Here is a 20,768-nt window from a genome sequence, read left to right on the forward strand (position 1 = left end):
CATGCAATATTCTTCTTTGCTGTCAGTGGTGTTGTTTTTGCCTTTAATCGGTGCGATTTATGCGGGGCTTTTTGGGGCTAAAGCTAGAGCGTTGCATGTGGGCGTTTTCAATTCTTTGTGCGTGCTGGTTTCTTTCATTGGTGCGGTGGTTCTTTTCATTCAAGCATGGCATCATCAAAGCTATGAAAAATATTTATTTGATTGGATCGTGGTGGGGAATTTTAAAGTGGGCTTTTCCCTCATGCTGGATAATATCAATGCGGTCATGATTGTCGTGGTCACTTTAGTTTCTTTCTTAGTGCATGTGTATTCCATAGGCTATATGGAGCATGATACAGGGTTTAACCGCTATTTTTCCTACCTCAGCGGCTTTGTGTTTTCCATGCTGGTGTTGGTGTTGAGCGATAATTTTTTAGGGCTTTTCATTGGTTGGGAAGGGGTGGGGCTATGCTCTTACTTGCTCATTGGCTTTTGGTATCATAAAAAAAGCGCGAATGACGCTTCCATTGAAGCCTTTGTGATGAATCGGATCACGGATTTAGGCATGCTCATGGGGATTATTTTGATCTTTTGGAATTTTGGTACCCTCCAGTATAAAGAAGTCTTTAGCATGCTCAATAACGCCGATTATTCCATGCTCTTTTACATTAGCGTGTTTCTTTTCATTGGCGCTATGGGGAAGAGCGCACAATTTCCTATGCACACATGGTTAGCCAACGCTATGGAGGGGCCAACCCCTGTGTCCGCTCTCATCCATGCAGCAACGATGGTAACCGCTGGGGTGTATCTGGTCATCAGAGCCAACCCTTTGTATAGCGCAGTGTTTGAAGTGGGCTATTTTATCGCATGTTTGGGGGCGTTTGTGGCTCTTTTTGGAGCGAGCATGGCTTTAGTCAATAAGGATTTAAAGCGCATTGTGGCTTATTCCACGCTTTCTCAATTGGGCTATATGTTTGTAGCGGCCGGTCTTGGGGCTTATGCGATCGCGCTTTTCCATCTCTTTACGCATGCGTTTTTCAAATCCCTCCTTTTCTTAGGATCAGGGAATGTCATGCATGCGATGGAAGACAATCTGGATATTACTAAAATGGGCGCTTTATACAAGCCTATGAGGATCACAGCTATCTTCATGATTATAGGTTCAGTGGCTTTGTGCGGGATTTACCCTTTCGCAGGATACTTTTCTAAAGACAAAATTTTAGAAGCGGCTTTTGGGATGCACCACCATATTTTATGGTTTATGCTTCTAATCGGGGCGATCTTTACCGCTTTTTATAGCTTCAGGCTCATCATGCTTGTGTTTTTTGCACCCAAACAGCACGAAATCAACCACCCCCATGAAGCCAAAAATTTCATGCTTTTAAGCATGCTGCCGTTAGGGGTTTTAGCGGTCATTGCCGGGTTTTTTGAAGAGCCGTTTTTCCATTTTATTTCTCAAGTAATCCCTAGCGTTGGAGAGTATCCTGTCCCGCTCACTCTTTTAATCAGTATCACCACCATAGTGGTGTTATTGAGTATCGCTTATGCCATATTTAAATATAAAAATGGTATCGCTTCCAAAAAAGAGGGGGGCTTTTTATACAAGCTCTTGCTCAACCAATACTATATCCCGCAACTTTATCAAGGGATTGCAAAAGTTTTTAGCGCCATCGCTTCATTCTTGCACCAGGTCGTGGAATTAAGGATCACTGATGCGATAGTGGACACTATAGGAAGAAGCGTTTTTGTTATAGGGCGTGTGTTTAGAATCAGTCAAGATGGGAATTTAACCTCCATGCTGCGCTTCATGGTGGCCGGGGTTTTAATCTTATTAGCGTTTGTAGCTTTTTTTGGGAGATAAGAAATGCAGTTTTTACATGCGCATCTTTTAAGTGTGGTGATCTTTTTCCCCATGCTGAGCGCGCTATTAGCGTTCTTTATGAGCGATCAAGCGAGCAGGGCGTATGCGATTGTCATCGCTTTGATTGAATTGTTATTGGTCTTGTTGTTGTGGCATGGGTTTGATATTCAAACAGCAGGCATGCAGTTTGAAGAAACAAAGGAATTAATCTATCAAATTGGCGTGAATTACCATGTGGGCGTTGATGGCATCGCGCTCTTTTTGTTGCTCTTAAACGCTATCGTGGTGTTATTATGTGTGATTTATGTCAAAGAGCATCGTAAAGACTTTGCGATCTGTCTTTTGTTGTTAGAGGGGATTTTGATGGGCGTGTTTTCTTCTCTTAATATGATCTTTTTCTACGCTTTTTGGGAAATCTCGCTCCTGCCGGTTTTATACCTCATCGGTCGTTTTGGCCGTAATCATAAAATCTATTCCGGCATGAAGTTTTTCCTCTACACCTTTTTAGCGTCGTTATGCATGCTTTTAGGCATTTTATACATTGGGTATTACTACGCTAGCAATTACGGCATGATGAGTTTTGATATTTTAGACTGGTATCAGTTGAACTTTTCTAGCGAGATTAAAATCTGGCTCTTTGTGGCTTTCTTAATAGGGATTGCAGTTAAAATCCCACTCTTTCCCTTACACACATGGTTGCCTTATGCGTATTCTAACGCTCCTACTTTAGGCTCTGTCATGCTTTCGGCCTTGCTTTCTAAAATGGGGACTTACGCTTTATTACGCTTCTTGCTCCCGCTTTTTCCTGAACTTTCAGAGATCTATTTAACCCCTATAGCCATTGTGGCGCTGTGCATGATTATTTATGGAGGTTTTCTAGCCTACGCTCAAAAAGATTTAAAAACCCTCATCGCTTATAGCTCGTTCTCGCACATGGGAGTCGTGGTGCTTGGGGTTTTTTCTTTCAATGTTGAGGGGATTTCAGGGGCGGTGTTTATGATGTTTGCGCATGGTATTATCGTCATGGGATTATTTTTGCTCGCTGGTATCTTGGAAGAACGCGCTAGCAGTTTAGAAATCGCTCGCTTTGGATCGATCGCTAAAAGCGCTCCTGTTTTTGCAGCCTTTTTTATGATCGTTTTAATGGCGAACGTGGGCATGCCTTTAAGCATTGGTTTTGTGGGAGAGTTTTTAAGCTTGTTAGGGTTTTTTGCCACTTACCCTCTTTTGGCTATCATTGCTGGGACAAGCATCATCCTGTCAGCGGTTTACATGCTCACTTCATATAAAGATGTTTTCTTTGGTAATTTGAAAGCTGGGAACAATCAAATCAGCGTGTTTGAAGATTTGAACGCTCGTGAGGTAGGGGTTTTAAGCGTGATTTTAGCTTTGATTTTGATTTTAGGGATTTATCCTAAAATCCTTTTAAAACCGATTGAGCAAGGCTCTAAGCAGCTTTTAGAAGTGATAGAAATCCGCTCGCTCCCTTTTTTAGGTTCATTGGACACTAAGATAAAAGAGGTCTCTTATGTTAATAGATAGTCTCCACATCTCTTTTGATAGCTTTAATTTTGAGAGCATTTTGCCCATGCTGGTGTTGGTGTGTGGGGGGATTTTCACGCTCTTAATCAACGCTTTCACTTCCAGGTTTTCACGCAATTTGAATGTGTTTTTATGCATGCTCTTTTTGGTTTTGGATTTTTTGGTGGTTTTAGGGTTAGAAGAGCAAGAAAACGCCTTTTTTGGGTTTTTAAGCTTGGATACTCTCTCGCTCATCTCTCAAAGCATTGTCTTGATTTCAGCCTTTTTGCTCATTTTCTTAGCCCTTTCAAAAGAACGCTTCAACGAATTTCAAACCGCTGAATTTTATTCCTTATACTTGTTTATTGTTGCTGGCTTTCAGTTCATGGTTTCAAGCAACCATTTATTGCTAATCCTTATTGGGCTAGAGACAGCGTCCTTACCCCTTTGTGTGTTAATGGCGTTGAGCGATAAACGCTACGGATTAGAAGCAGGGATCAAGTATTTCACTATGGGGGCGATGGCGAGCGCGTTTTTTGCCATGGGGGCTATGGCTTTTTACTTGCTTACAGGGAGTTTGAATCTTGAAGTCATTACCCTATACTTGCACACTGAGGGTATCACAAACCCCATGCTTTTTGCGATGGGCGCTATTTTTTTGATTGGAGCGATTGGCTTTAAGGTTTCTCTAGTGCCTTTCCATACCTGGATGCCTGATGTGTATGAGGGCAATAACCCGGTCTTTGCGAGCTATATTTCCATTGTGCCTAAAATCGCTGGCTTTGTGGTAGCGACTCGCCTTTTTGGGGCGTTTATAGACACCCGTATCGCTTGGGTAGAAGACATTTTTTATGTTTTGATTCTTATGACTATCACCATTCCTAATTTCATTGCTTTATGGCAAGAAGATGTCAAAAGAATGCTCGCTTATAGCTCCATTTCGCATTCTGGGTTCGCTTTAGCGTGCGTGTTTATCCACACTGAAGATAGCCAACAGGCGATGTTTGTTTACTGGTTCATGTTCGCCTTCACTTACATTGGGGCTTTTGGCCTTTTATGGCTCTTAAAAAGCCGGGAAAAAACATGGGATGAACGCTACGATCACCCTTATTCCAAATTCAACGGCCTTATCAAAACCCACCCTTTAGTGGCGATCTTGGGCGCTATTTTTGTTTTTGGGCTTGCAGGGATCCCGCCTTTTAGCGTGTTTTGGGGGAAATTTTTAGCCGTTGAAAGCGCGTTAGAGAGCAATCACATTCTTTTAGCGGTGGTGATGTTAGTTAATAGCGCGGTGGCTGCGTTTTATTATTTCCGTTGGCTCGTAGCGATGTTTTTCAATAAGCCCTTACAAAGCTACGCTCAAAACGATATTTACACCCAAAACGCTACCATGCCCATTTATGCGGTCATTATTGCCATGGCGTTAGCGTGCTTGTTCTCTGTGTTTATGATGCGAGGGCTTTTAGAGTTTGTGGCTTAAGTCAAAAATCTTTCTTTTAATGGGCTTGCTCTCCCATTCTCTCAATGCCTTAAGCTTGACGCTCACGCAAGGCAAAGAAGGTGGGGAAGATTTTTCGGTTTTAACCTTACGACACAATAAGGCGTTTTCTTGTTTTTATACCAATGAAAAACCACCAAGCGGGATTGAAGCCTCTCTATCCATTATACACGCTAAACGCCCCATAGAATGCGTGATAGACTCTATCCCTAAGGAGGGTTTTACCCCTTTAGAAAACGCTTTTTTCAATATCACCTATTCTATGCGCCAACAACAATTCATTTTACACATCAAACCCAAAGTGATGCGAAGACTCACCCTTTTTTCTTTTGATAGGGATTATAAAAAAGCGATCCCCCTTTTTGTGGAAAACGATCCTAAAGCCAAAATGTGGCAAATCATAGGCTATGATCAAAATATCCCTTTTTTGAGCGAAAAAGACAACGCTCAAAAAGGCTTGAATTTCCCCATTGTCATTAAAGACGCTCAAACCCCCATCATTCAAGAACTAGATGTGAATAACAAACCCCTACTCACCACAAAGGGCTATGATTTAAACGCTTATTTAGAAGCTAAAAAACAAATCAATTCGCAAGCCTATTTTGACGCCCTACGCACGATCAGCCGCGCGTTTAAAAACTACCCTCAAACGATATTTAAAAAAGATCTGTATTTATTAGAAATTATCGCATTAGGCCAATTAGGCATTAAAAAATCCTTACTCATAGATATTGGCACCAAGTGGATTAAAAATTACCCGACTGACCCCAATATCCCTGAAGCGTTATACTATGTCGCCAAAGCTTTAAATGAAAACAACAATTACAAACAGGCCATGCGTTATTACAAACGCATCCTTTTAGAATACAAAAACTCCCGCTACGCTCCCTTAGCCCAAATGCGTTTAGCCATTGAAGCGGCTGAAGGCTCTGATTTGAGCAACGCTAACATGCTTTTTAAAGAAGCTTTTTCTAACGCCAAAGACAAAGAGAGCGCGAGTGAAATCGCGCTTAATTGGGCTGAAGCAGAGATAAACTATCAAAACTTCAACAATGCTAAATACCTCATTGATAAGGTGGTTCAATCCAACCCTGATTATATTTCTCAACACAGCGAATCAGCCCTAGACTTGCTCAAGTTATTGAAAAAAAACCAGATGAATGAAAGCGCGATTGAGATCGCTCACTTGCTCCTCAATCAAGATGATGACTTGAAAGCTAAAGAGCAAGCGCTCTATGACTTAGGGGCGTTGTATGCAAGGATCAAGGACTTTAAGAACGCCCACCTTTACAACCTACAATATTTGCAAGACCATGCGGAATTGGATAAAGCTTCTGTCGTTAGAATGCGCGATGAAAAAGCCCTTTTTTCCATGGAGGGGAACACGCAAGAAAAAATCGCCCATTATGATAAAATCATTCAAAATTTCCCTAATTCTGATGAAGCCCTAAAAGCTTTGGAATTGAAAGCCCAACTGTTGTTTGAAAATAAGCGTTATGCTGAAGTGTTAGGCATGCAAAAAAATTTGCCTAAAGATTCTCCTTTGATCCAAAAAACGCTCAATGTCCTTGCTAAAACCCCATTAGAGAACAATCGTTGCGAAGAAGCTTTAAAATACTTATCCCAGATCACCGCCTTTGAATTTACCCCCAAAGAAGAAATCCAAGCCTTTGATTGCTTGTATTTCGCATCGCTCAAAGAAAAAGCGCAAGTTATTGCCCTAAACGCTTTAAAAACAGCTAAAACCCCTAGCGAAAAATTAATATGGCTTTATCGTTTGGGGCGTAATTACTACCGCTTAGGGGATTTTAAAAATTCCACTCTGGCTTCTAAAGACGCTTTAATCCTCGCTCAAAGCTTAAATAAAAAGGAATTTTATGATATTGCTTTTGTTTTATTTTCAGATTACATGCAAAACAATGAAAAAGAATTGGCACTCAATTTGTATGCGTTTTTAGAAAAGCATTTCAAAGACGATAAACGCATGGCGTTGGTTTATTTTAAATTGCTAGAGAATGAAAAAGACCCTAAAAGCGTCAAAATTTATGCCACAAGCTTACTCAAACTCCAAGACGCTTACAGGGATTATTCTTACACGCCCTTTAGCGAATTTGCCCTAATTAACGCTTACCGAACCACCAAAGACTATTCAAAAGCGTTAGAAACGCTAGACAAGCTTTTAAACCGCAGGCTTTCTTTAGAAGATCACCAAAAAGCCTTGTATTTACAATCGAGCCTACTGGATTTAACCAACCAAAAAGCAAAATCTAAAGCCAGTTTAGAAAAATGCGTTCAATTAAAACAAAAAGATCAAACAAACGCATGGCAAAATTTATGCGAACAGGGTTTAAATTTATTCAAAAACAAGGAGTCATGACATGGACATTAGCATTTTTAGAGAATACGATATTAGAGGCATTTACCCCACCACTTTAGACGAAAAGAGCGCCTTTAGTATCGGCGTGGAGTTAGGGAAAATCATGCGAGAATGCGATAAAAGCGTGTTTGTAGGGCATGACGCAAGGGTGCATGGGCGCTTTTTGTTTGAAGCTTTGAGCGCGGGGCTGCAATCAAGCGGCTTGAAAGTGTATGATTTAGGGCTAATCCCCACACCGGTAGCGTATTTTGCAGCCTTCAATGAAATCAATGGTATTCAATGCCCTAATTCCATCATGATCACTGGCTCTCACAACCCCAAAGAATACAACGGCTTTAAAATCACGCTCAACCAAAACCCGTTTTATGGCAAGGACATTCAGGCTTTAAAAGACACGCTTTTAAACGCAAAGCATGAAATAAAACCCCTAAAAGAAACACCAGAGAAAGTCAATGCCCTAGAAGCGTATCAACGCTATTTGATCAAGGACTTTAAGCATTTAAAAAATCTTAAATACAAAATCGCCCTGGATTTTGGTAATGGCGTGGGGGCGTTAGGGCTAGAGCCGATTTTAAAGGCTTTAAACATTGATTTTAGCAGCCTTTATAGCGATCCTGATGGGAATTTCCCTAACCACCACCCAGACCCTAGCGAAGCGAAAAACTTAAAAGATTTAGAAAAACACATGCAAGAAAACGCTATTTTAATAGGCTTTGCTTTTGATGGCGATGCGGATAGGATTGCGATGCTAAGCTCTCATCATATCTATGCGGGCGATGAATTGGCGATTTTATTCGCTAAACGCTTGCATGCTCAAGGCATCACCCCCTTTGTGATAGGCGAAGTCAAATGCTCTCAAGTGATGTATAACACGATTAATACTTTTGGCAAGACGCTCATGTATAAAACCGGGCATAGCAATTTAAAAATCAAGCTCAAAGAAACCAACGCGCATTTTGCGGCTGAAATGAGCGGGCATATCTTTTTTAAAGAACGCTATTTTGGCTATGATGACGCTCTTTATGCATGCTTAAGGGCTTTAGAATTATTGCTTGAACAAAGTCCAAGCGATTTGGAAAACATTATTAAAAACCTCCCCTATTCCTACACCACGCCTGAAGAAAAAATCGCCGTGAGCGAAGAAGAAAAATTTGAAATCATTCACAACTTACAAGAAGCGCTTAAAAACCCGCCAAGCCATTTCCCCAAAATCAAAGAAATCATCAGCATTGATGGCGTGAGGGTGGTTTTTGAACATGGTTTTGGGCTTATTCGCGCAAGCAACACCACCCCGTATTTAGTCAGCCGCTTTGAAGGCAAGGATGAGATAACGGCGTTAGAATATAAAAGGGCGTTGCTTGGGTTATTAGAAAAACTTTAAAATAGAGCTTGGGATAATCTCATTTTATATCCCTTACTTTTAAAAATATAAATCAATTAAACAAGTTGCTTTTTTAAACCACACATAAAATCATAAGATCTCAAATTTTTTGCACTATTTAAGCTAAGCCTAAGCCTATTATAATGAAAAGTTTTAAATCAATCGTAAAGGATTTTTATGAATACAGATAATCATAACAATGAGAAAAAGAATACTATTACTCATAGGATGAAAATCGCTCACAATAGTCTTCCGGAAACAGACATGAAAGCCCACATGGAACCGATGTGGCACAAACTAGCTAACATAAGATCTGAAATGCTTGTAGAAAAGAAAAAACAACTTGAAGAAAGAGGCATTCAACTTGAAATAAAAGAAAAAAGCGAGGTGCAAGAACGAGAATCTTTTAAGAGAGAAAAAGAATCTTTTGAAAGAGAAAAGAAACTTATGGAAGAAGAATTTCAAGTTCAAAGAGAACTTCTAGAAATCTATTATGGTTACCCAACACAAAAAAATAAACCTGGAATTAAATATGATGACACAATAGACATAGAACCCGAAGACGAAAAGGACTAAACAATCAATAGTTCTGCGATTTTAAGCCACTATCAACCACACTGCAAGGCTACTTTTATATTGTTATTAGGCTTATGGCGGTATTTTCTACTCTAACACCATAATAAGGCATGTGCAATAAAAAGCCTGATGATTGTTAATCTGTGATCTTTAATTTTTTGGTGCAACAAAGCCTAAAAACCTTAAAGAAGAAATTAATAGCATAACAAACCAAACCAGCACCATAAAGGGTCAAATTGACAACACAAAAAGAGATTTTGTTGCTATTCTTGGGATCTTTGCTGCTATCTTTATGGCGTTTGAGTGGGCTTAAAATTAATTTGGCTATTTTTGATAAGAAAGGGCTAGATGGTTTAATTGCCTTATACTTATTCATGTTCGCATCGTTTTTCACTCTCATTTTATTACACTCTCTCTATCGTTTTGTAAAAGATATTGCAAACAGCAATCAAAATTTCAATAAAACTGACTCAAAAGAATATAAGGTCTCCATTGTTTTGCTTATCGTAATTTTTATTGCGGTGGTAGTGGTTGTGGGTGTAAAGACTTATAAAGATTTTAGCACAAGTAATAATAGCTCCCAAACTAACCACAAGATCTCTTATTGTCATACAGCCATGCTATTTGTTTGATCCTACCTAACAAAACCCACTTATGAAAACTTTTGATACACTAACACCACCGATTTAGGTGTAGAGCTGAGACTAAAAAAACTATCTGTAGCTTCATTGAGCGAGCCAGAAAAGAGCGTTTTTAAACGCAAGTTTTTTAAGGGGTATTTGAGGTTTTTAGAAGTGAATCGGGCTTTAAGATCCAAACTAAAAAGCGAGATTTGCTCCCCTTTAAAACTGGGCAAAGTAAAAGGGGTTTCTAACACCCTAAAAAGACCATAGTCGCTTATGGCTTGGATTTTTTGGCAAAATTTAAAATACTCCAGCAATAAAAAAGTGTTCGCTAAGGCATGATCTTCTCGCTTGCCATTCAACCCTAAAAAAATGAAATCATCACAGCCTTTATTCAAAGCATAAAAAAAGGCTTTGGACAAATCGTTGCTGTTTTGTTCGCTCACACATATAGGGTTATACAAAGCTTTCAAATGCGAATCAATGCTATCTAGATCGCCTATAACAACGCTGGGCTTGAATTGAAGCGCATGCAATGACATAACAGCCCCATCGCATGCGATTAAAAAGGGAGCGTTTTGTAAAAGGTCTAAGCATTTTTGGGATTTAGGAAACTCCCCATTCGCTAAGATCACTGCTTGCATGACTGATTCCAGCGGTTAAAATAATACAAGCCAATAAAAAGGTATAGAATCGTTGTGAAGAGTTGCACCAAACTCTCTGTAGAAATTTGGAAAATACAAAACCACACAATAATGGACACGATATTCCCCAAAGTTACTAGCGCATAATTTTCTATATAGCGCAAAACCTGTAAAATAAAAGCAATAATAAAGATGACGAAATTAAAACTCTCTGCCCATAAAAAATTCGTTTTAATCTCTTTAAAAAACAAAGCGCTCGCATAAGTTAAAACCCCTACGCCTAAAACGAGCGCAAAACGCCAATTTTTGGGAAATTTTTGAGCCTTGATAACGCCTTCATGCTGCTCTGTCTTTTTCCATGCGAACAGCCCATAAATCGTTACTGGCATATACAAAAAAAGGCATAAAATCACATCAGCGTTTAATTTCCACTGATAAGCGACATAAGCGTAACTCAAATTATAAACAAGACCAAACACAAAGCAAATCGTTTGCCTTTCTCCGGCAAAAAACGCATACAAAACCCCACTAAGCCCTGCTAAAAGATTAACAAATGAGCCTTTGACAAGGATGTTAGTGGTAATTAAAAACACGCAAGAAAGAATGAGCGTGGCGTAAAATCGTTTGGATAGTTGGGTGGTTATTAACATGTTATTCCTTACGCAAGAATTACCTTGACAAGTTCTACGGGTTTAATCTCAGCCTTTTAAAAACTTGAGCGTTTTAAAAAGCACCCCTTAAATGCTTCTCATTGTAACACAAATCAGTGAGAACGCGCTTTAAAGTTTCTTTAATTTTTTTACTCCCCTCTCCATTTAATTGCATTTGGGTTAAATCACCACCCTAATTTAGCACAAAGCCTAACACAAATCCCAAAACACACAAGAAAGCCAAGCATAACCAAACCCTCTATAAGGAGATTGCTAGGATGCCCGCAATACGCTGAAATTTCATGGATAGCGGCAATAAAGGGCATCGTTAAAAGCATCACATAAAAATCCCTTAGCCTTGCCCCTAACACAGCGTCATGAAACGCGCCAAAAAACCTAGCCTTAAAAATGGCTTTGAGAAACCTAGGGTATCTTACTTGTAAGGATTTATAACAATCCCTACCTCGTGGGTCAAATAAAAGGTTAGACAATAGAGCCGCTATTAAGATTGTTAGCCATGCACAATAGCTGTCTTTAGGGCTAAAAAGTGGATCGACAGCGCCTTGGCTATAAGGAAATGTGGATATGCATCCCGCATAGACTATAGCCACTGCCCATCGATATTCAGAGATGCTCAAACGCTCTTTGATATTCATGCTCTCTCCTTTCTCACCCAAAACTACCTATCATACACAAAATGACGATCATAGGTGGGTTCTCTTGGGGTTTGTGGCTCTCTATCAACGCCACGGATATAATCTTCTACTCTATCGCCTACTTCAGACCCAATATATCCTCCTACTGTGCCACCAACAAATCTCCCTAATCCAATACCCATTGGACCTCCAGGAACTCCAATTGCTCCTCCAATTTTATCACCAACAAAACCCCCAACACCACCCCCTATAAATTTGCCTAATTTACCCCTTGCCTCTATTTTAGGACTAGCTACAGCCGCATTAGCCATTGCACCGCATAAAACCACTACACAACTAAATGCTTTTAATCCACTCATAACAAATCCTTTCATAAAATTGAGATTCAAGGCATGTTTGGCACACCCTGATAAGAATATTTATACCACAACCCTATTTAAAAGCGTTGTTACAAATCAGCAAAAGATCACAAAAAGCTCAATAAGTGTTTTGTTTCTACACAAATTACAGGATTAAAGTAAATCATTGGTTTTATGGTTTTAGTATTTTTTAAGCGTTTTAGAGCGTTAAGTTTCAAGCATTAAAGCCTTTAATTGCGTTTTTACACCAACCGCTTAAAAATTGAACGCCTATTTTGAATATATTAGACGCTTTTTTATTTTTATGCTAAACTATTTGAAGTTTTGGCCGATATGAAGAGGTTAAACCAATCATAAATAGTAAGGTTGATTCCATCTCGCTCTGTAATAGGTTTGAAACCATGCATCTAAGATTGACTCCTATCTTGTAAGTGCCATACTGCAAGTTCCCATAATAAAAACTTCTAAAAATCAAAACCTACAGAGCGAGATGGAATTAACCTTTGCATGACTACAAATGATAGCCAATCTTAAACAACATAAAGGCAATACAAGCCCCATAATATCATTAATCGCTATTCAAAATCACAGATATTTTAATACAGCGTTCAAATTTTGAAAGCAAGAGTCCACTCACAAATCTTTTAAAAGCAAATTTTTATACCATATTGAGAGCTTTCGTGTTAGAATGCGTATTGAATTGGTTTTAGGAGTGTAAAAATGCAAGTTTCACAATATCTGTATAATAACGCACAATCTATTTGGGGGGATTGTATTTCCCATCCGTTCGTTCAAGGCATAGGGCGTGGGACTTTAGAAAGAGATAAATTTCGTTTTTATATCATTCAGGATTATTTGTTTCTTTTAGAATACGCTAAGGTGTTTGCTTTAGGCGTAGTTAAAGCTTGTGATGAAGCGGTGATGAGGGAGTTTTCTAACGCTATACAAGATATTTTAAATAACGAGATGAGTATCCATAACCATTACATTAGAGAACTTCAAATCACTCAAAAAGAATTGCAAAACGCGCGCCCCACTCTAGCGAATAAATCCTATACAAGCTACATGCTCGCTGAAGGGTTTAAAGGCTCTATCAAAGAAGTTACGGCGGCTGTTCTGGCTTGCGCTTGGAGCTATTTAGTGATCGCGCAAAATTTAAGCCAAATCCCAAACGCTTTAGAGCATGCCTTTTATGGGCATTGGATTAAAGGCTATAGTTCCAAAGAATTTCAAGCGTGCGTAAATTGGAATATCAATTTGCTTGATTCCCTCACCCTCGCTTCTTCAAAACAAGAAATTGAAAAATTAAAGGAGATTTTTATCACTACAAGCGAATACGAATATCTGTTTTGGGATATGGCGTATCAAAGTTGAATAAAGGTTTTTGTGCCGTTAGAAAAACGCAAGAGAAGAAAATACCTATCTCTTGCAAAACGATTATTGAGCGTAAGCTTCTAGTTTGAGCTCAATCTTTACTTCATCCCCGACAACAGCATCATTGAATGTTTTACCGATACCAAAATCCTTGCGGTTGATTTTGCCTTCAGCTTGTAGCACCATGAATTCTTTTTTATTCATGGGGTTTTGTAAGGGGGCTTGGATTTTGGCTTCCAATACGACAGGTTTGGTTACGCCACGAAGAGTCAAATCCCCATGGATTTTACCATCTTCGTATTTGGTCATCTTAAAGCTCCCTTTGGGGTATTTCATGGCATCAAAAAACTCTGCTGTCCTTAAGTGGTCGTCTCTTTTTTTGTTCCTGGTGTTAATGCTTTTAATATCAATTTTACCCTCAAAAACATTGAGAGCTTTGGTATTAGGATCGGCATCAATTTTGCCATCAAAACTATCAAACACGCCTCTTGTTTCATTGAATTTGAAGTGCTTAACCTCAAACCACACGCTAGAGTTTGCCTTATCAATCGTATAAGGTTTTGCAAACGCCAAACTAACGCCCAAAAGGGTGAACGCTAACGCTTTTTTCATTGTTTCCTCGCTTCATTTTGAATTAAAAACGCCAACTATACAACAAATTGGTTAATGGAATACTCCTAATCATCTGTTTTAAGGTATAATACAAAAAATCCCCATTAGGTAGGTGTTGTTATGATAAAAAAGACCCTTGCATCAGTTTTATTAGGATTGAGTTTGATGAGTGTGTTAAATGCCAAAGAATGCGTTTCGCCCATAACAAGAAGCGTTAAGTATCATCAGCAAAGCGCTGAAATTAGAGCCTTGCAATTGCAAAGTTACAAAATGGCGAAAATGGCGCTAGACAATAACCTCAAGCTCGTTAAAGACAAAAAGCCAGCCGTCATCTTGGATTTAGATGAAACCGTTTTAAACACTTTTGATTATGCGGGCTATTTAGTCAAAAATTGCATTAAATACACCCCAGAAACTTGGGATAAATTTGAAAAAGAAGGCTCTCTTACGCTCATTCCTGGAGCGCTAGACTTTTTAGAATACGCTAATTCTAAGGGCGTTAAGATTTTTTACATTTCTAACCGCACGCAAAAAAATAAGGCATTCACTTTAAAAACGCTCAAAAGTTTCAAACTCCCCCAAGTGAGTGAAGAATCCGTTTTACTAAAAGAAAAAGGCAAGCCTAAAGCCGTTAGGCGAGAATTAGTCGCTAAGGATTATGCGATTGTTTTACAAGTGGGCGACACTTTGCATGATTTTGACGCTATTTTTGCTAAAGACGCTAAAAACAGCCAAGAACAACGAGCTAAAGTCTTGCAAAACGCTCAAAAATTCGGCACAGAGTGGATCATTTTACCCAATTCTCTCTATGGCACATGGGAAGATGAGCCTATAAAAGCATGGCAGAATAAAAAATAAAATTTATCCATCGCATAAGAACGATTTTTGCTGACATGAAAAAAATTTGATCTCTTAGGCGGAGCTATGGATTTTGTAGGGTTTGAAGATTTAAAATGTAAAGATAAAGAAAACTCTCAAAAAGTTTTTGTGATCCGTAACGACAAGTTAGGCGATTTTATTTTAGCGATCCCCGCTTTAATCGCTCTAAAGCATGCTTTTTTAGAAAAAGGCAAGGAAGTGTATTTGGGCGTGGTTGTGCCTAGCTATACCACCCCAATCGCTTTAGAATTCCCTTTCATTGATGAAGTCATTATAGAAGACAACCATTTGGCCGCTACTCTCAAAAGTAAATCCATTGACGCTCTTATCTTTTTATTTTCTAATTTTAAAAACGCCAGACTCGCTTTTCGTTTGAGGAAATCCATTCCTTATATCCTAGCCCCAAAGACTAAAATCTATTCTTGGCTGTATCAAAAGAGCGTGCGTCAAAGCCGATCATTATGCTTAAAAACCGAATACGAATACAATTTGGACTTAATCCATGCGTTTTGTAAAGATCACAACCTCCCTAACGCCCAACTTAAAAAAATCGCATGGAAGCTTAAAGACAAATCCAAAGAGCGATCCATCATCGCTTCAAAACTCAACGCTAATGTTGATCTATTGTGGATTGGCGTGCATATGCATAGCGGAGGCAGTTCGCCCGTATTGCCTGCTTCGCATTTCATTAAGTTGATTGATTTTTTACACAAGAATTTGAATTGTGAGATCATTCTTATTTGCGGACCAGGCGAGAGAAAAGCCACAGAAGAACTCCTTAAAAAAGTCCCTCTCGCTCACCTCTATGATACGAGCCATAGTTTAGTGGATTTAGCCAAATTGTGCGCGAATTTAAGCGTCTATATCGGGAACGCTTCAGGCCCTTTGCATGTGAACGCTTTATTTGACAACCAATCTATCGGGTTTTATCCTAACGAACTCAGCGCTTCTATTGCCCGATGGCGGCCTTTTAATGAGCGTTTTTTAGGCATCACCCCGCCTAATGGCTCAAACGATATGGGTTTGATTGACATCAAAAAAGAGAGTGAAACTATCCTTGAATTTATCGCACCCAATCTTTCTTGCCGCACACAAGAAAGATAACGACAACAAGCACCACACAAGTAGCCTTAACAACGCTAAAAAATTTAATCTGATTAAAGTAGTTTTTCACATTCCTAAATTAAAATTTCTAATTTCTTCATAAATTGAGCCTTGAGAAATCCAATTTGAGTTTAAGTTAGATTAGCCCTTGCAAGCTCTAATAAGGCTATTAATTTATTGCCCATTTATCTATTTCTTGTAGAATACGAGTTTATTTTTAATGCAAAGAAATTGATGGTTAGTCTTATAGAAAAAGCCCCTTATATTCCCTATCCCCTAGCTCTTTATGAAAAATTAGAGCGCGAGCACACCTTGCTTTTTGAAAGCGCTGAGATTGAGAGCAAAGCGCACACCAAATCCCTATTAATGGCTAAAGCCTGTTTGAAGCTAATTTGCAACCACAATATCGTAACCATCACTAGCCTAACGCCTAATGGTGGGGCGTTTTTGCAAAAATTGAGCGCGTTTTTTAAAACGCCCATACAAGACAACGCCCTAACCTTAACCTACACCAAAAATAAAAAAACGCAAGATGAGTTTTTAAAACTCTTTGAGCCTAGCCCTTTTGACGCTTTAAGGGGGCTTTTTAAAAGCGTTAAAACAAAACCCAAACACCCTTTTACGCTTTTAAGCGCGGGCGTTTTTTCTTTTGAAATGCTCAATTTTTTTGAAGATTTACCTAACTTAAAAGCACAAGACAACACCGCGCATGACTTTATTTTTTATGTCGCGCAAAATTTGATCATCATAGACCATAAAGAAAAGAGTGCTGAAATCTTGGGGGCGTGTTTTGATGAACGCTTTAAAACAGAGATAGCTAAAGAATTACAGGATTTAAAAGAGTTGGCTAAAAATATTAAAAGCGATTTTATCCCTAAAAAAGCTAAGCAAAGTAGAGAAGTTAGCGTTAGTTGTGATGATAGCGAGTTTGAAAAAAGGGTGCTGTCCTTACAAGAAGAAATCAAAAAGGGCGAGATCTTTCAAGCGGTGTTGTCGCGCAGCTTTTATATGGAGTGCTTGGAGGGTTTGAGCGCGTATTATCATTTAAAGCTCTCTAACCCTAGCCCTTATATGTTCTATATCAAAGACAGCGATTTTATCCTTTTTGGGGCAAGCCCTGAGAGCGCCTTAAAATACAACGCTCTAACCAACACGGCTGAAATTTATCCCATTGCTGGCACTCGTTTAAGGGGTAAGGACAAACAAGGGAATATTGATTACGATTTGGATAGTAAAATGGAATTTGATTTGCAACACGACTATAAAGAAAGGGCTGAACACATCATGCTAGTGGATTTAGCCAGAAACGACATGGCCAGAGTTTCAAAAAAGCGCTATTGCGACAAGCTTTTAAAAGTGGATAAATATTCCAATGTCATGCATCTAGTTTCAAGGGTTGTGGGGGAATTGAAAAAAGGGTGCGATAGTTTGCATGCTTACAGGAGTTTTATGAACGCCGGCACGCTCAGCGGGGCGCCTAAAATCTCTGCGATCAAGCTCATTTACCAATTAGAAAACCAAAGGAGAGGCTCTTATGGGGGGAGCGTGGGGTATTTAAATAGCGAGGGTTCTATGGATTCTTGCATCACTATCCGTTCATGTTTTGTCAAAAACAATAGAGCGGTGATCCAAGCAGGAGCCGGTATCGTGTTAGACAGCGTGCCGCAAAACGAAGCGAATGAAACAAGAGCCAAAGCGCAAACCCTTATTGATGCGATCAGGAAAACAAGCTTATGAAAATCTTTTTTATAGATAATTTTGATTCTTTCTCTTATAACTTGGTGTATGAATTGGAGTGTTTGGGTTATGAAGTGGCCGTTTATCAAAACGATATTGAGCCGAGTTATCTCATGGGCTTAATGCATGAAGAATCAAAAACCCCTTTATTGTTCATCTCACCCGGGCCTGGTAACCCTAGCAGTTCAGGCAATCTTTTAGAAATCATTGCAATGGCTAAAAAGAAATTCCCTATTTTAGGGGTTTGTTTAGGCTTGCAAGCTTTAGCGCAAAGCTATGGGGCTAAAATCATAAGGAGCAAAGAAATCGTGCATGGCAAAGCGACAACTATCACGCTCAAAAAGCATGCCGTTTTTAAAGGCTTAGGGGAGAGCATGGTGGTGGGGCGTTACCATTCTTTAATGGCAAGCGGATTGCCTAAAAATTTAGAAGTGATCGCTGAGCATGACAATATCCCTATGGCTATTGTCAATGAAGAAGATAAAATCTTAGCCTATCAATTCCACCCTGAAAGCATCATGACTTTACAAGGGAGGGCGTTGTTGGAGCAAAGCGTGGGGTTTTTAAAAGGGTTATCATGAAAGATATTTTAAACACCCTTTATCATCAAAAAGACTTGAACGATGAAGAAGTCCAAAAGTTATTCACCCTTATTATCAACGAAAAAGTAAGCCCGGCGCAACTTGGGGCAATTTTGTGCGCTTTAAAAATCAAGGGCGAGAGCTTTAAGGAGATTAGCGTCGCTGCAACCACGCTTTTAGAGCATGCCCCTAAGCCTTTTAATAGTGGATTGGATTTAATAGACAATTGCGGCACAGGGGGCGATGGGTTAAAAACGATTAATATTAGCACGATTGCCGCGCTCATTGCCAGCTCTATGGGGTTATCTATGGCTAAACACGGATCAAGGAGCGTGTCCAGTCATAGCGGGAGCGCGGATTTGTTGGAAAATTTAGGCGTGAATATTGAAATGAACCCCACGCAATTAGAGAATTGCTTCAAACAAACGCGTTTTGGGTTTTTATTCGCGCCTTTATACCATCAAAGTTTTAAAAAATCCGCCCCCTTAAGAAAAGAGCTTTTCACTAAAACGATTTTTAATTGCTTAGGGCCTTTAATCAACCCCTTAAGGCCAAAAATCCAGCTTTTAGGCGTGTATGACAAATCTTTGTGTAAGACTATGGCACTAGCCTTGAAGGCTTTAGGCGTTAAAAGGGCGATGGTGGTTAATGGAGGGGGGACAGATGAAATCGTGTTGCACGACATTACGCATGCGTGTGAATTGAAAAATAACGAAATTTTAGAGTATGACTTGAGCGCTAAAGATTTTGATTTACCCCCCTATGATTTGAAAGAATTGCAGATTGGAAACGCCAAAGAAAGCGCTCAAGCGTGTTTAGATATTTTAGAAAATAAAGGCAAAAATTCGCATACGATGGTGGTTGTGGCGAATGTGGCGAGTTTGTTGTATTTAAGCCATAGGGCTAAAGATTTAAAAGAGGGCGTGGGCATGACTTTAGAGCATTTAAAAACCAAAGCGCCTTATACGCATTTGCAAAAAATCATAAGATTAAGCCATGCCTAGCGTGTTAGAAAACATCCTTAAAGACAAACTCCTAGAAGTCTCTGCACTCAAAAAAAATCACACCTTGCCCGCAAACATAACCCCAAGCGACAGGGATTTTAAAAAAGCGTTATTAGAAAAAAAGACAAGCTTTATTTTAGAATGCAAAAAAGCATCGCCCTCTAAAGGTTTGATCAGAAAAGATTTTGATCTGTTAAAAATAGCCAAGACTTATGAAAAATTTGCCTCCTGCGTTTCAGTTTTAGCTGATTCTAAATATTTTTTAGGCTCTTATGAAAACATTAAGATTGTTTCGCAGCATTCCACCAAGCCCATTTTATGCAAAGACTTTATCATTGACGCTTTTCAAATCAAACTCGCTAGAATGATGGGAGCTGATGCGGTGCTTTTAATGTTAAGCGCGTTAGATGATAAAAATTATTTAGCGCTCTTTAACCTCGCCAAATCCTTAAACATGAGCGTGTTAACTGAAGTTTCCAACAAGCAAGAAATTGAACGCTTGCTCAAACTCCAATACGACATTATAGGCATCAATAACAGGGATTTACACACCTTAAAAACCGATATTTTTCACACGCTAGAATTACGCCCCTTATTGCCTAAAGACACGCTCATTATCAGTGAGTCCGGTATTTATTCGCATGCGCAAATCAAAGCCCTAGCCTCTTATGTGAATGGTTTTTTAGTGGGTAGCTCTTTAATGAAAGAAAAGGATTTGAAAAAAGCATGCATTAAATTGATTTTAGGCGAAAATAAAGTGTGCGGGCTTACAAGGATTAAAGACGCTAAAGCCGTTTATAAAAACCATTTCATTTATGGGGGTTTGATTTTTGAAAAATCTTCGCCCAGATATATCAAGCCTAAAGAAGCCTTAAAAATCACAAAAGCGGTTAAAAAACTGGATTTTGTAGGCGTGTTTGTGAAAGATAAAATTAAAAAAATTCAAAAAATCGTTAAAAAGCTTGATTTAAAAGCGGTGCAGCTTTATGACTATTCGCCTAAAAAAATCGCTCAATTAAAAAAAGTGCTCCCTAAAACTTGCGCGATTTGGCAAGTAGTGAGCGTGATGAACGCTAAAGATTTAGCGCCTAAAATTCAAGAAGCCTCTCTGATTTTATACGACACTAAAGGGGATAAAATGGGAGGCAATGGCGTGAGTTTTGATTGGGGTATTTTAGAAAATGTCAAAACGCCTTTCATGTTAGCTGGTGGGCTTAATTTGGATAATATTCAAAAAGCCTTGAAAGTTAAAGCGTTGGGTTTGGATTTCAATTCAGGTTTAGAAACAAGCCCTGGGATTAAAAATAAGGATAAAATCAAGCGATTAGCCCGAATTTTAAGAGAGTATTAAA

Annotated in this window: 20 protein-coding genes and 1 riboswitch; of the genes, 15 read left to right on the forward strand and 5 right to left on the reverse strand. The window is 39.1% G+C overall.

The window, feature by feature from the left end; genetic code table 11:
* Position 1 precedes the first annotated feature (1 nt).
* From nuoL to DBU79_RS02650, 7 genes are all read left to right on the forward strand, one after another.
* A complete protein-coding gene (gene nuoL, locus DBU79_RS02620) occupies positions 2 to 1,840 on the forward strand; it encodes an NADH-quinone oxidoreductase subunit L (RefSeq protein ID WP_154411456.1) in 1,839 nt (612 codons plus the stop codon).
* Between the two features lie 3 nt (positions 1,841 to 1,843).
* Positions 1,844 to 3,382, forward strand: a complete 1,539-nt coding sequence (locus tag DBU79_RS02625) for an NADH-quinone oxidoreductase subunit M (RefSeq protein ID WP_154411457.1) — start codon at positions 1,844 to 1,846, stop codon at positions 3,380 to 3,382.
* A complete protein-coding gene (gene nuoN, locus DBU79_RS02630) occupies positions 3,369 to 4,841 on the forward strand; it encodes an NADH-quinone oxidoreductase subunit NuoN (RefSeq protein WP_033757122.1) in 1,473 nt (490 codons plus the stop codon). Before DBU79_RS02625 ends, nuoN begins: the two co-directional genes overlap by 14 nt.
* On the forward strand, positions 4,831 to 7,236 hold the full coding sequence (locus DBU79_RS02635; protein WP_154411458.1) for a tetratricopeptide repeat protein: 2,406 nt from the start codon (positions 4,831 to 4,833) through the stop codon (positions 7,234 to 7,236). Before nuoN ends, DBU79_RS02635 begins: the two co-directional genes overlap by 11 nt.
* A 1-nt stretch (position 7,237) precedes the next feature.
* The gene (locus DBU79_RS02640) at positions 7,238 to 8,617 is read left to right on the forward strand and encodes a phosphomannomutase/phosphoglucomutase (RefSeq protein ID WP_154411459.1); all 1,380 of its coding nucleotides are present in this window, start codon (positions 7,238 to 7,240) and stop codon (positions 8,615 to 8,617) included.
* 177 nt (positions 8,618 to 8,794) lie between these two features.
* On the forward strand, positions 8,795 to 9,193 hold the full coding sequence (locus DBU79_RS02645) for a hypothetical protein (RefSeq protein WP_120932979.1): 399 nt from the start codon (positions 8,795 to 8,797) through the stop codon (positions 9,191 to 9,193).
* 236 nt (positions 9,194 to 9,429) lie between these two features.
* Complete coding sequence (locus DBU79_RS02650) at positions 9,430 to 9,825, forward strand: hypothetical protein (RefSeq protein WP_229764004.1); 396 nt, start codon at positions 9,430 to 9,432, stop codon at positions 9,823 to 9,825.
* Positions 9,826 to 9,845: 20 nt separating this feature from the next.
* Here DBU79_RS02650 and DBU79_RS02655 read toward each other — a convergent pair whose 3' ends face one another.
* The 4 genes from DBU79_RS02655 to DBU79_RS02670 form a co-directional block, all read right to left on the reverse strand.
* Positions 9,846 to 10,460, reverse strand: coding sequence for a thiamine diphosphokinase (locus DBU79_RS02655; protein WP_154411460.1), 615 nt, complete (start codon positions 10,458 to 10,460; stop codon positions 9,846 to 9,848).
* Positions 10,448 to 11,110, reverse strand: coding sequence for a nicotinamide riboside transporter PnuC (gene pnuC / locus DBU79_RS02660; protein WP_134889773.1), 663 nt, complete (start codon positions 11,108 to 11,110; stop codon positions 10,448 to 10,450). The genes DBU79_RS02655 and pnuC overlap by 13 nt, the downstream gene beginning before the upstream one ends.
* Positions 11,098 to 11,208, reverse strand: a riboswitch (TPP riboswitch). (Overlaps the previous gene by 13 nt.)
* 87 nt (positions 11,209 to 11,295) lie before the next feature.
* The gene (locus DBU79_RS02665; RefSeq protein WP_134889774.1) at positions 11,296 to 11,766 is read right to left on the reverse strand and encodes a hypothetical protein; all 471 of its coding nucleotides are present in this window, start codon (positions 11,764 to 11,766) and stop codon (positions 11,296 to 11,298) included.
* A 23-nt stretch (positions 11,767 to 11,789) separates the two neighbouring features.
* The gene (locus DBU79_RS02670) at positions 11,790 to 12,125 is read right to left on the reverse strand and encodes a pantothenate kinase (RefSeq protein ID WP_229764005.1); all 336 of its coding nucleotides are present in this window, start codon (positions 12,123 to 12,125) and stop codon (positions 11,790 to 11,792) included.
* A 720-nt stretch (positions 12,126 to 12,845) separates the two neighbouring features.
* Between DBU79_RS02670 and tenA the strand changes: the two genes are divergently transcribed.
* A complete protein-coding gene (gene tenA / locus DBU79_RS02675) occupies positions 12,846 to 13,499 on the forward strand; it encodes a thiaminase II (protein ID WP_134889775.1) in 654 nt (217 codons plus the stop codon).
* Between the two features lie 63 nt (positions 13,500 to 13,562).
* Here tenA and DBU79_RS02680 read toward each other — a convergent pair whose 3' ends face one another.
* Positions 13,563 to 14,111, reverse strand: coding sequence for a YceI family protein (locus DBU79_RS02680; protein WP_134889776.1), 549 nt, complete (start codon positions 14,109 to 14,111; stop codon positions 13,563 to 13,565).
* Positions 14,112 to 14,231: 120 nt separating this feature from the next.
* Between DBU79_RS02680 and DBU79_RS02685 the strand changes: the two genes are divergently transcribed.
* The 7 genes from DBU79_RS02685 (at position 14,232) to trpCF (ending at position 20,767) form a co-directional block, all read left to right on the forward strand.
* Positions 14,232 to 14,969 (forward strand): 5'-nucleotidase, lipoprotein e(P4) family, encoded by a 738-nt coding sequence (locus DBU79_RS02685; RefSeq protein WP_097717013.1) that lies wholly within the window; start codon positions 14,232 to 14,234, stop codon positions 14,967 to 14,969.
* 66 nt (positions 14,970 to 15,035) lie between these two features.
* Positions 15,036 to 16,094 carry a glycosyltransferase family 9 protein gene (locus tag DBU79_RS02690; protein WP_134889777.1) on the forward strand — a complete coding sequence of 353 codons (1,059 nt, stop codon included), beginning with the start codon at positions 15,036 to 15,038 and terminating at the stop codon, positions 16,092 to 16,094.
* Entirely contained in the window at positions 16,048 to 16,197 is a 150-nt protein-coding gene (locus tag DBU79_RS07890; RefSeq protein ID WP_229764006.1) for an anthranilate synthase, read from the forward strand. Before DBU79_RS02690 ends, DBU79_RS07890 begins: the two co-directional genes overlap by 47 nt.
* Before the next feature lie 131 nt (positions 16,198 to 16,328).
* Complete coding sequence (gene trpE / locus DBU79_RS02695) at positions 16,329 to 17,831, forward strand: anthranilate synthase component I (RefSeq protein WP_134889785.1); 1,503 nt, start codon at positions 16,329 to 16,331, stop codon at positions 17,829 to 17,831.
* The gene (locus DBU79_RS02700) at positions 17,828 to 18,412 is read left to right on the forward strand and encodes an aminodeoxychorismate/anthranilate synthase component II (RefSeq protein ID WP_154411461.1); all 585 of its coding nucleotides are present in this window, start codon (positions 17,828 to 17,830) and stop codon (positions 18,410 to 18,412) included. The genes trpE and DBU79_RS02700 overlap by 4 nt, the downstream gene beginning before the upstream one ends.
* Complete coding sequence (trpD, locus tag DBU79_RS02705) at positions 18,409 to 19,416, forward strand: anthranilate phosphoribosyltransferase (protein WP_154411462.1); 1,008 nt, start codon at positions 18,409 to 18,411, stop codon at positions 19,414 to 19,416. Before DBU79_RS02700 ends, trpD begins: the two co-directional genes overlap by 4 nt.
* On the forward strand, positions 19,409 to 20,767 hold the full coding sequence (trpCF, locus tag DBU79_RS02710) for a bifunctional indole-3-glycerol-phosphate synthase TrpC/phosphoribosylanthranilate isomerase TrpF (RefSeq protein WP_154411463.1): 1,359 nt from the start codon (positions 19,409 to 19,411) through the stop codon (positions 20,765 to 20,767). Before trpD ends, trpCF begins: the two co-directional genes overlap by 8 nt.
* Position 20,768: the final 1 nt, after the last annotated feature.

The organism is Helicobacter pylori, assembly GCF_009689985.1.
Classification (GTDB): Bacteria; Campylobacterota; Campylobacteria; order Campylobacterales; family Helicobacteraceae; genus Helicobacter; species Helicobacter pylori_CG.

What these genes read in the sequence shown, in the direction of transcription:
- nuoL (WP_154411456.1), top strand. Translation starts at nt 2, where the DNA reads ATGCAATATTCTTCTTTGCTGTCAGTGGTGTTGTTTTTGCCTTTAATC.
- DBU79_RS02625 (WP_154411457.1), top strand. Translation starts at nt 1,844, where the DNA reads ATGCAGTTTTTACATGCGCATCTTTTAAGTGTGGTGATCTTTTTCCCC.
- nuoN (WP_033757122.1), top strand. Translation starts at nt 3,369, where the DNA reads ATGTTAATAGATAGTCTCCACATCTCTTTTGATAGCTTTAATTTTGAG.
- DBU79_RS02640 (WP_154411459.1), top strand. Translation starts at nt 7,238, where the DNA reads ATGGACATTAGCATTTTTAGAGAATACGATATTAGAGGCATTTACCCC.
- DBU79_RS02645 (WP_120932979.1), top strand. Translation starts at nt 8,795, where the DNA reads ATGAATACAGATAATCATAACAATGAGAAAAAGAATACTATTACTCAT.
- DBU79_RS02655 (WP_154411460.1), bottom strand. Translation starts at nt 10,460, where the DNA reads ATGCAAGCAGTGATCTTAGCGAATGGGGAGTTTCCTAAATCCCAAAAA.
- pnuC (WP_134889773.1), bottom strand. Translation starts at nt 11,110, where the DNA reads ATGTTAATAACCACCCAACTATCCAAACGATTTTACGCCACGCTCATT.
- DBU79_RS02665 (WP_134889774.1), bottom strand. Translation starts at nt 11,766, where the DNA reads ATGAATATCAAAGAGCGTTTGAGCATCTCTGAATATCGATGGGCAGTG.
- DBU79_RS02670 (WP_229764005.1), bottom strand. Translation starts at nt 12,125, where the DNA reads ATGAGTGGATTAAAAGCATTTAGTTGTGTAGTGGTTTTATGCGGTGCA.
- tenA (WP_134889775.1), top strand. Translation starts at nt 12,846, where the DNA reads ATGCAAGTTTCACAATATCTGTATAATAACGCACAATCTATTTGGGGG.
- DBU79_RS02680 (WP_134889776.1), bottom strand. Translation starts at nt 14,111, where the DNA reads ATGAAAAAAGCGTTAGCGTTCACCCTTTTGGGCGTTAGTTTGGCGTTT.
- DBU79_RS02685 (WP_097717013.1), top strand. Translation starts at nt 14,232, where the DNA reads ATGATAAAAAAGACCCTTGCATCAGTTTTATTAGGATTGAGTTTGATG.
- DBU79_RS02690 (WP_134889777.1), top strand. Translation starts at nt 15,036, where the DNA reads ATGGATTTTGTAGGGTTTGAAGATTTAAAATGTAAAGATAAAGAAAAC.
- trpE (WP_134889785.1), top strand. Translation starts at nt 16,329, where the DNA reads ATGGTTAGTCTTATAGAAAAAGCCCCTTATATTCCCTATCCCCTAGCT.
- DBU79_RS02700 (WP_154411461.1), top strand. Translation starts at nt 17,828, where the DNA reads ATGAAAATCTTTTTTATAGATAATTTTGATTCTTTCTCTTATAACTTG.
- trpD (WP_154411462.1), top strand. Translation starts at nt 18,409, where the DNA reads ATGAAAGATATTTTAAACACCCTTTATCATCAAAAAGACTTGAACGAT.
- trpCF (WP_154411463.1), top strand. Translation starts at nt 19,409, where the DNA reads ATGCCTAGCGTGTTAGAAAACATCCTTAAAGACAAACTCCTAGAAGTC.